The sequence below is a fragment of the Lentzea indica genome (assembly GCF_012184385.1).
In the GTDB taxonomy this organism is placed as follows: domain Bacteria; phylum Actinomycetota; class Actinomycetes; order Mycobacteriales; family Pseudonocardiaceae; genus Lentzea; species Lentzea indica.
Genome location: NZ_VSRL01000385.1, coordinates 1 through 6,047, shown reverse-complemented (window position 1 = coordinate 6,047; position 6,047 = coordinate 1). Strand labels below are relative to the sequence as shown.

Below are 6,047 nucleotides of genomic sequence, written 5' to 3'. Positions count from 1 at the left end.
ACCGGTTCCCTGACCGAGGCGCGCGACCTCTGCCGGACCGCCGCCCGCCGGTCCGGCAATCCCGACGAAGGCGTCGTGCTCCTGGCCGACGCGGTGCACGCCTGCTTCTACCTCGGCGACACCACGACCGGCGTCGAACTGGCCCACGAGATCGAGGACCTGCTCGGGCGCGTGGCCTCCCGGCGAGCGCGGGGACTCGGTCAGCTGGCCGCCGGTGTGGCCAGGATCCTCGCCAACCGCGGTGGCGCCGACCAGATCCGGTCGGCGGCCGGCCTGCTCGCCGGCTCCGGTCTGCTGCACGACGACCGGCGCAGGCTGTCGTGGCTGATGATCGGCCCGCTGTTCCTGCGCGACGCCTCCTCGGGAGCGGAGTTGCGGCGCATCGTCGGCGAAGCACGTGCCGAAGCGGCCGTGGGGACGCTGCCGTCGTTGCTGTTCCACGTCGCGAGGGACGAGGCCACCACCAACCAGTGGGTCCGCGCGGAGGCGACCTACGACGAGGCGACCCGGCTGGCGCGGGAGACCGGGCAGGACACCGACCTGGCGATGTGCCTGGCCGGGCTGGCGTGGCTGCGGGCGCGTCTGGGCGACGAACAGCAGTGCCGCGCGCTCGTCGCGGAGGCGCTGCCGATCTGCCGCGCCCGCGACATCCACATCGGCCGGGTCTGGTCTCTGTTCGCGCTGGGAGAGCTGGAACTCGGCCTGGGCAACGCGCACAAGGCGTTGGCACACCTCGAAGAACTGGCCGGACTGCTCGACGAGCTGCGACTCACCGACCCTGACCTGTCACCGGCGCCCGAGCTCACCGACGCGCTGGTCCGGCTGAGCAGGCGCGAGGACGGCCGGCAGGTCGCGCAACGCTTTCTGTCCGCGGCAGCGGCAAAAGGACAGCCGTGGGCGATGGGACGCGCCGAGCGAGCGATGGGCATGCTCAGCGAGAACTCCGACATCGACACGCATTTCAGGGCGTCCCTGAGGTTCCACGCAAGCACGCTGGACGACTTCGAGACCGCGCGCACCCGGCTCGCCTACGGCGCCCGCCTGCGCCGGGTCCGGCGGCGGGTGGACGCCCGGCCCCACCTGTACGCTGCGCTGGAGACGTTCGAGAACCTGCGAGCGGCCCGGTGGGCGGACCTGGCCGCGGTCGAGCTCGGCGCGACGGGTGAGACGATCAAACGTCGCGCCCCGAGCGAAACCCTTACCCCACAAGAGTTACAGGTGTCGCTCCTGCTCGTGGAAGGCAAGACCACCCGAGAGGTCGCCGCCGCCCTGTTCCTGAGCCCGAAGACCATCGAGTACCACCTGCGCAAGGTCTACACGAAGCTCGGGATCAGGTCACGCGCCGAGCTGGCCACTCGACTGCCTTGACGTCGCAAGAACTTCCCAGGCGAACCCGTCCGGGTCCGTGAACGGCTCAGCGGCGCCGCACACCACGATCCGGTGCGATCCAATACCCTCGGGGGACACTCCGGCGTCCTTGGCGAGGGCGCGCCGCCGGTACAGCGCCAGCTTCACGGAGCCGGACGAGGCGAACTCGACGTACATGCGGCCGAAGCTCTTCGCCACGGTGAAGCCCTGGTCGAGGTAGCACTGCTTGCTCGCGGCGACGTCGGTGGCGCCGAGCAGGAGCACGATGTCGTCGATCCGGCCGGTGGCAGGGCCGGTGTCCTTCTTCGCCGAGGTCGCGACCTTCCAGATGGTGCCGTCCGGGGCCTGCACGACGCCGCCGTAGCCCCACATGGACTTCGCGGCGGGCTTGAGCACCGTCGCTCCGGCGTCCACGGCGGCGCCGATCAGCGCGTTGACGTCGGCGGGCTGCGACACCGTGAGAGACAGGGTGAAGCCGCGGAAGCCGGTGGCCGGTTCCTGCGCGGCACGAAGGCGAAGCCGGGAGCCGAGCCCGAAAGCGTTGGCGTAGAAGCGTTCGGCGGCCGCGAGGTCGGCCACTTCGAGGGTGATGGCGTCGATTGAGGTCATGCCGGAAACGCTAGGCGCCACCCTGCGACCGATGCTTCTCGATTCCTGACCGGACTGCCGGACCTCACGAGGGCTCGGCGGTCGCGGCGTTGGTGTAGCGGTGGGCAAGCTGCGCGAAGGCGGCTCTGAGCTCGGCAGGACCGACCGCCTCGATGTCGGCGTCGAACCTGCCGATGGCGGCGGCGAGACCCGGCCAGGACCACGAGCCGAGCGTGAGCCGGCAGCGGTCGGGGCCGAGCGCCTCGACGACTCCGTCGCGGAGGAAGGGCGACGCCTCGGAGGCGGGGAGGTGCAGGATCACCTCGCCGCGGCAGGGCCAGTCGCCGGTGCCGTGCGAGCCGCGGAACCTGCTGGTGACGAAGGAGGTCACGTCTCCCCCTGGCAGTTCGCGCGGGGTGAAGCGCGGGCCGGTGGGGGTGCGCGGGGTGATCCGGTCGGCGCGGAACGTGCGCCAGTCGTCGCGGTCGAGGTCCCATGCGACGAGATACCAGCGTCCACCCGCGGTGACGAGGTGGTGGGGCTCCGCCCGGCGTGGCGGGGCCGGTGGGCCGTCGTCCGTTTCCAGCCGCGAGACGGACAGGTAGTCGAAGCGCAGCACCTCACGGGCGTGGACAGCGGCGCTCAACGCCATCAGCACATCGCTGCCGACCTGTGCGGCCACAGGCCGTTCGACCGCGGTGACCTGAAGCGTGCCGATGCGGTGGCGCAGCCGGGCCGGCATGACCTGCCGGACCGTGTGCAGCGCCCGCACGGCGGCTTCCTCGATGCCGGCACCGGTGGTGGTGGCGAGTTGGAGAGCCACGGCGATGGCGACGGCCTGGTCGTCGTCGAACAGCAGCGGCGGCAGTTGCGTGCCGGCTCCGAGCCGATATCCGCCGTCAGGGCCCTTGGTCGTCACGATCGGATAGCCGAGCTCGCGCAGCCGGTCGACATCGCGGCGCACCGTTCGCGGACTCACCTCCAGCCGCTCCGCCAGCAGCATTCCTGGCCAGTCCCTGCGCGCCTGCAGCAACGACAGAAGCGCCAACAGCCGTGCGGAGGTCTTCGGCATGTTTCTGATTCTGCCCGAAGAAGAGGACACAACCTGGCCGCTTCTATTGCGACTGTTGCCTCACATCAGGCACCAAGCCCATATAGAGGAGCGATCTTGTCCGTCACCACCACTACCCACCTGAACTTCCGCGGCGACGCACTCGCGGCGCTGGAGTTCTACCAGTCCGTGTTCGGCGGTCACCTCGCCGTCGTCACGTACAAGGACGCCGGGAACGTCCAGGACGAGTCCGAGGCCGACCAGGTGATGTGGGGCCAGGTGCTCGCTGAGAACGGCTTCCACGTCATGGCCTACGACGTGACCGCGCGGATGGGCCACGACCAGGGCGAGAACGCGTTCTTCGTCTCCGTGCGCGGCGAGACCGTCGAAGAGGTCACCGGCTACTGGGAGAAGCTCTCCGCCGGCGCGACTGTCGTGGTCCCGATGGGCCCGGCGGGCTGGGCTCCCGCCTACGGGATGCTGCGGGACCGTTTCGGCGTCGTCTGGGTCGTTGACGTCGTCAGCGAACACAACGGCTGACACATCTCGCTTCCGGTGGCGGGAGGCACGCTCCCGCCACCATTCACCAGACACGCTAACCGTCAGCGGTTTGCCTCACGACGAGCGTGCGACTCGTGAATTCCGCACCACCACGGCACAGCAGCCTCCCGTCAGCGGTGGGTTCCACGCCGAGCAGCCGCAGGTAGCCGAGCAACGGCTGAGCATGGCTGTGCAGGTTGGCGACGGGATACGCCTGCATCGCGACGCCGAGTTCGGGCAGGGCCCACGTCTCGCCGGGACGATCGCTCTCCGGCGCGAGGTAGCAGTCCGGGCCGGACAGCGTGCCCGTCCACGTGCCGGGGTAGGCGGTGGAGTGCGCGTGCAAGGTCATCCGCCGCCACTCGTCCCACGCCAGATCTTGGTCGTAGCGGGAGGCCGCCCAGATCAGCGTCATGTTGACCGAGAACCACACCTGGCCGGACGCGCCGTCGGGGACGGGCCACCGCAGCCGCGCGCCGAGCGGCGATCCGGCTCGGCACGTTTCGTCGATCGTGCGCAGCAACGCCCGTGCCTGCTCGGGTGTGGCCGCACCGCAGAGGATCGCCCACGGCTGCACCTCGAGCCACAGGTCGTGATCACCGACCGGGCTGCCGCCAGGCGCGTGAGCGCGCCGGAACCATCGCCCGTTCCACTCGTTCGCGACCCGTTCGCGAAGATCGGCCGCGCGTTCCCGCGCCTCCGACGCCGTCGCCTGATCACCGAGTCGCTCGGCGAGACCCGCGTACACCGGGAGCACCCAGGCGGCCATCGCCGAGTTGAGCACGGACTCGCCGCGTTCGATCATCAGGTCACGGTCCACTCCGGACTCGCTGACGGCGAGATCGTTCCAGTCGGCGTTCAGGATGCGGACGTGGCCGTGCTCCCCCACGCCCACCTCGTCGACGAAGAACCGGAACTGGCGCCGCAGGTTCTCGGCCAGCGGAACCGGATCGGCGCCGTGACACGGGTGGTACGGCACTGGCCGGTCGAACGCGGCGAGGTCACCGGTCGCCGCGGCGTACTCGGCGGCCAGCCAGAGCGCCCACAGGTTCTGGTCGGACGGCCGGAAGAGCTGGGTCCAGGGCTGCTTGCGGCCGTCGAGCGCGTACGGCAGGTCGCCGTCAGGGCTTCCCCAGGCGCAGGTGTTGCGCAGAACCGACAGCGCGAGGTCCGGTTCGAGGTGGACGAGCGGAAGCGCGTGCTGCAACGGATCCCTTGCCGCGCCGTTGAAACCGTGCCGGAACGAGTAGGCGGACCCCTGGTCCAGGGTGTGGCCGCCGAGAACGCCGTCGAGGCAGGCGCCGCCGGTGAGCAGGGCCGCGTGCCAGGGGATCTCGGTGGCCGCCTCCGGTGCTCGCTCAGCAGTCGCCGACGGAAGCCGTGCCCGCACACCCGCCAGGCTTTCGGCGTACAACGCTGCCGGATCCGCGGGCTCGTCAAGAAGCCCGAACCGGAACCACACCGTCGTTCGGCCGGCGGGTGGCAGCTCCAGCACGACCGCGATCGTCAACGGCCCGGCGGTGGTCTCCACCCGCTCGCCACCGAACTCCTCCAATGCCACAACGAGGGCCGCGTCCGGCGGAGCGGCGTCGCGCGACGGACCGAACTCGAGATCCACCAGACGCGGCCGCACCACCCACTCCTCGGTCAAGGACCGGCGCAGCACCGCCTCACCCCGGTTGACCACGTCGACCCTGATCAGCACCCACGGCACCGCGCCCTCCGGACACAGGACCGTCCGCTCGACCTCGGCGTCCTCATCGGCGACCGCGACCCGGCAGAAGGTGGGACCAAACAGCTTCGTTCCAGCCAAGTCCGTGGACAGCGCACCGAACCGGCCGACGCCGGTGTGCTCGGCGATCCACCGGCATCCGACGTGCTCGTCCCACACTCCGGTGAGTCCGTCGCTGTCGGCCACCAAGGTGATCCGGCGGTTGCCCACGTGCACCCGATGCCGCGAGTCCGGCGGATCGATGATCGGATCCCACGGCATGGGGCCCGCCCGGTACTCGAACGCGGGCAGGCCCTCGGCCGTCGTCCACTCCCCGAACGCGCTCACCCGTAGAAGCGTTCCGTCAGGTGCCGCGCGCCGGATAGGCCCGATCAGCGCCAAAACGACCGGCGACGGTCCCGCTTCACTTCACCGAACTCGCGCAGCACCTGCTGAGCCCGTGCCCACAGCTGGTCGGCATCTCCCCCGGCGGTGAGCTCCTCGACCAGGCGGCGCAGCGGCTCGTACGCGGGGCCCTGCCTGGAAGCGACGAGCGTGCCGAGCCTGCTGGCCAGGTCGGCGAGCAGCTCCCGGCGTTCCCAGTCTGGCCGTCCCGCGTCCTTCTCCAGGCGCTGCAGCTCCATCGCGGCGATCTCCCGCAGTTCCGCCAGATCATCGGGCGCGGGCATCAGCTTCGGTGCTGCCGGCAGGTCGAGGCCCCGCCGGCTCGGAGACGACGGGCCGTTCCCGCCACGGCCTGGGGCGCGGCGGGGCGGCGGGGGGCGCGCC

The 6,047-nt window shown here is 70.8% G+C and carries 6 protein-coding genes; 2 read left to right on the top strand and 4 right to left on the bottom strand.

Annotated elements, in window-relative coordinates; all coding sequences use genetic code 11:
- Window positions 1-1,368, top strand: a 1,368-nt coding sequence (locus tag FXN61_RS46495) for a helix-turn-helix transcriptional regulator (RefSeq protein ID WP_223165881.1), incomplete at its 5' end; no start/stop codon positions are given.
- Here the strand turns inward: FXN61_RS46495 and FXN61_RS46490 are convergent.
- Window positions 1,336-1,977, bottom strand: coding sequence for a VOC family protein (locus FXN61_RS46490; RefSeq protein WP_167980200.1), 642 nt, complete (start codon window positions 1,975-1,977; stop codon window positions 1,336-1,338). The genes FXN61_RS46495 and FXN61_RS46490 overlap by 33 nt on opposite strands.
- 64 nt (window positions 1,978-2,041) lie before the next feature.
- Window positions 2,042-3,028: a helix-turn-helix transcriptional regulator gene (locus FXN61_RS46485; RefSeq protein ID WP_167980199.1), complete on the bottom strand. Its 987-nt coding sequence runs from the start codon at window positions 3,026-3,028 to the stop codon at window positions 2,042-2,044.
- Between the two features lie 96 nt (window positions 3,029-3,124).
- Here FXN61_RS46485 and FXN61_RS46480 point away from each other — a divergent pair, with 96 nt between their 5' ends.
- Entirely contained in the window at window positions 3,125-3,547 is a 423-nt protein-coding gene (locus tag FXN61_RS46480) for a VOC family protein (protein WP_167980198.1), read from the top strand.
- 55 nt (window positions 3,548-3,602) lie between these two features.
- On the opposite strand, the gene FXN61_RS46475 is transcribed toward FXN61_RS46480, so the two are convergent.
- Window positions 3,603-5,606 carry a GH36-type glycosyl hydrolase domain-containing protein gene (locus tag FXN61_RS46475; RefSeq protein WP_167980197.1) on the bottom strand — a complete coding sequence of 668 codons (2,004 nt, stop codon included), beginning with the start codon at window positions 5,604-5,606 and terminating at the stop codon, window positions 3,603-3,605.
- A gap of 44 nt (window positions 5,607-5,650) precedes the next feature.
- On the bottom strand, window positions 5,651-6,047 hold a 397-nt coding region (locus tag FXN61_RS46470; protein ID WP_223165880.1), incomplete at its 5' end, for a hypothetical protein.

What these genes read in the sequence shown, in the direction of transcription:
- FXN61_RS46490 (WP_167980200.1), bottom strand. Translation starts at nt 1,977, where the DNA reads ATGACCTCAATCGACGCCATCACCCTCGAAGTGGCCGACCTCGCGGCC.
- FXN61_RS46485 (WP_167980199.1), bottom strand. Translation starts at nt 3,028, where the DNA reads ATGCCGAAGACCTCCGCACGGCTGTTGGCGCTTCTGTCGTTGCTGCAG.